Source organism: Parasphingorhabdus sp. (genome assembly GCF_036963705.1).
Lineage (GTDB): Bacteria > Pseudomonadota > Alphaproteobacteria > Sphingomonadales > Sphingomonadaceae > Parasphingorhabdus.
This window is the reverse complement of the sequence record NZ_JBALUT010000130.1, coordinates 1-3,525: the sequence shown is the minus strand read 5'-3', so window position 1 is coordinate 3,525 and position 3,525 is coordinate 1. Positions and strand designations below refer to the sequence as shown.

General features: G+C 48.9%; 4 protein-coding genes. 2 read left to right on the top strand and 2 right to left on the bottom strand.

The annotated features are described in order from the left end of the window. Positions 1-154: 154 nt before the first annotated feature. Positions 155-343, bottom strand: a complete 189-nt coding sequence (locus V7680_RS15210) for a hypothetical protein (RefSeq protein ID WP_335654103.1) — start codon at positions 341-343, stop codon at positions 155-157. Positions 344-755: 412 nt separating this feature from the next. Between V7680_RS15210 and V7680_RS15205 the strand changes: the two genes are divergently transcribed. After that, positions 756-1,136 carry a hypothetical protein gene (locus V7680_RS15205; protein ID WP_335654102.1) on the top strand — a complete coding sequence of 127 codons (381 nt, stop codon included), beginning with the start codon at positions 756-758 and terminating at the stop codon, positions 1,134-1,136. 107 nt (positions 1,137-1,243) lie between these two features. Beyond that, a complete protein-coding gene (locus tag V7680_RS15200; RefSeq protein WP_335654101.1) occupies positions 1,244-2,179 on the top strand; it encodes a hypothetical protein in 936 nt (311 codons plus the stop codon). A gap of 391 nt (positions 2,180-2,570) precedes the next feature. Here the strand turns inward: V7680_RS15200 and V7680_RS15195 are convergent. Further along, on the bottom strand, positions 2,571-3,525 hold a 955-nt coding region (locus V7680_RS15195; RefSeq protein WP_335654100.1), incomplete at its 5' end, for a hypothetical protein.

Below are 3,525 nucleotides of genomic sequence, written 5' to 3'. Positions count from 1 at the left end.
ATATGCCGCGTGTGCGGCTATATTCTTTTTTCCCTTCAACCCGGGAATTTCAAATTTCCCGTTCTTCAAACAGTTCTTTTTGAAACTGCCGCTATTGCGGCGCAGAAAAGGGCCTCAATGCATGGCGATCTCGGTGTTGGCACGGTAAGCAGCGCTACAGAAATTGGAGCGTGATGCCGACCGGCTGCCATATTGGTTCGAGCGGGTAATGATCGGTAAGCTCAATGCCATCAGGCTGGTCGGCGATGGGCTTGGTCCGAACATCCCGCTGCGCCGGACATTGTGGTCGCTCACCTTCCCGGATCAATATGCGCGGGACCGGTTCTACTGCTGGCTTCGCCACTGTGTTGATCGGTGGAGCGATTGGGGGACACGCGTTTGGCAGAATGGGCCCGAGCGCTCAGCGAATATTTGCTGCAGCTGAAATTCTGTGATGAGAGGATCGATCTGACGGTTTAATAGCATGAATGACGGGGCGCGGTTGCCTTTTTGGCAATTGCGTCCCGCTCAATCCTATCGCGGCGACGAGTTTTTAACAGCCAGTAGATTTGTCCAAATTTGGGACAGCTAATTTATAGTTTGGTAAACAGCTACTCGATTTTTGGCTTTTGTCCCATAACCATATGTGAACCAAGATTTACTCTTCTGTATTGAGCAACACTTACTCAATTCTCATCCGATCAATCATGTGATCGGATCTATTGCACTTCACTGTGAAATATCAACAACCCTTCATTCCACGCTGAAGGGTCGCCATGAGTAACTCGCCTTCAGAAGATATCGAACAGCAAGCTGTCCCGTCAAAGCGCCAGGCAAAAATGCTTAAGCTTCGTGCGCGCTTAGAAAAATCTTTCGGTCACCAAAAATCAATCATGCTCAATTCCGAAGAAGTTACGCTTCTGGCAGAAATTGGCGCGTTCGCATTGCTTGATAAAGAAATCAGCCTTGAAAGGACAAAAGAATGCAAAAGAAGGAGCTCTATCGAAGAGGCGAATATTATCTCGCCTTCGATTTCAAGAATGACGGCACCCCGAGGTCCAAAAACCTCTACATCTTCTGGTATGACAGATCAGCAGGACGGCTCAGAAGCCGTTCGACAGGCACGGCGTCAGCTCTCGAAGGCAAAGAGCGATTAGATAGACTCTACGATGAACAGGTGAGCGAATGCAAATTCTGTCCGACTTGCGGGCAATCATTCGCCGGCTACCGGAGCCCATTTGTCGCAGAAGCAATAGGAGAATATTTGCAGGCCACTAACTATAAGGCTGCTGAACCTCGGCTTGAGCACATATTAAATTATCTGGAAGCAAACAGCTTAGAGTCCACTCGCGCTGACGACGTCGATGATCATTTTATCAATGGATTCCGGATGTGGGCGGCCCGGATCCCTATTATCTCGCCGAAAGGACTGCCCCGCCCACGCACCTCAGGCACAATCGAAGGTAGCGTTAGACAACTGCGCGCAGCAATTAACTTTGCCTTTAAGGCACGCAAATTGCCGCATGTCGCGGACTTCGAGGTAAAATCGGCAAACGAGGTAAGTCGTTCTCCATGGTTCCGCGCAAACGAAGCTCAATTGGTGCAAATGTTCCGCTACGCCTTGGTTCTAGATCATCCTGATACGGCGACAGATAAGCAGTTGATTAAATGGAGGCGGGAGCGGGAAGAATTGTTGAATTTCCTTCGATTGAGCGTTGCCACTTGGGCGCGACCAGATGCGGTATTTGATTTTTCAACGGCTCCTCAACGCGATCAATGGCAGTCGCATGTGGGGTATATAAATCTCAACCCCAAGGGCCGGGCGCAGACAAAAAAATATCGTCCCCTAATTCCTGCATCCAGACAGATGGTTGCATTGCTGGACGCCAATGAAGGCCCCTTCATCAAGGTCAAATCAGTAAGAACTGCCTTTCGTCAGATGGTCGCGACCTTAGACTTTCCGGTCGATGGCCAGAGCGGAATGAAGCTGATCCGCCGGAGTGTCTCCACCCTTCTAAGACCGATCTTGGACGACAGTGGTCAATGGCATCAAGGTCGGATGATGATGGGACATGTAAAACCGAATGAGTCCGATAAATACGCAACACCGTATCATCCAAAATACATGTCTCACGCGTTATCCGCTACAGAGGCTTTGATTGATCGGATTGAAGAAGCGGCGCCCGGGGCATTTTCATAAATTTTTAAAGTCTTGTGTCTGCAGGTTTAGTTGCCTTTACTTTTCGGTTGGCTAGGTAAGGCCTCATCGTGGCGAAATCTGCGCGGTCAATTTCCTTATTCCGCGCGACTACGTTAGAAATTATATTCTTTCCTGAATGCGCTCCCCATTGCGGTTGCTTTGTGAATTACAGATCCATTCGTATCACTTTGCATGGATCCGTATGTGGAAAAGCGCAGAATGCGCCAAGCAGAGCATCAATAGAATCGAAGACCGTAGCTGATGTGATTCTCACGTTCTCGGCAGAAGAGAAATACGTTTTCGAGACAGCCGGCTTGATTACCTTCGCACCGATAGTTGAAGCAATTCAACAATCAGGTGAAAATTGGTTTCGACGAAGGCATTTTTATTTTCACGGAATGTGTAGATTAGCCAATATTACTTTAGGATCAGAAATTTTAGGAAATGTCAGGGCCGAGCGTCCATTGCCTATCCTCCATACTGCAGGCCTAGGCTTATATTTGGCTCTATCGCGCGCACCTTTGCCAAGGCTGCGGCTGACGCCGGTCCGCGGGCCAACGACAGTCCCCTGAGGCGACATTTTGCGGATGCCGAAGCGGTAAGCTTCTCGGGGGTCAATTCCCTTCAGCAAATATTTGCGGATAGCTACACTATTGCGAGCAACTTGAATGTCTACTGAGCCGTCGGGCGCCGGTTGATGGTTCTGTGACCGCTTTCGTGGCGGTTCTCCCTTATTTTCCAAGCTTGTAATCCAGCGGGGAACGAGATCTGTAAATTCTTCGATCAATTGCTCAGGCACATGAACCTGCCAGTGAACATGATCGTGTCCGTGCTCAGGGTCTTGCTCGCGGCTATATACATAGGTCGGGGGCACGCATATCTCCAACTGCTTGCACCTAGTCCTCAACCACCGGCAGAACCGCTGGTTCCTCAGCTCTTTGAAATTGTCATGGCCCGTTTCAGTAAGATCCCAATTGATCGTCACATACATATTGAGCTCGAATTCGGCATTAACATTGCTGTTCGGATACGTCCTAGCTGACTGTTGCCCCCCAACTTGTTTTGCAAATCTCGTCGCGTGATGAAGATTGCGAGCTGCAGCACGGCTAATATACTTTGATGATTCAGTTTTTTTGGGTTTTCTAGAATGTTGCACGATGAACTCTAAGTTTGTTCCTGTAATAGACATAGAGCTCTTAGGATGAGGAAGTTGCTTTACAAAGGCACGTTTTAAGCATTGATCCAATCTGGCACAGATTTGATCTAGGTATTGGGAACTAACAAATCGAGATGCTGTATCCGAAATTGGGCGCATTTCGGGCCGACGGCAATTGGGACGTTTCCAG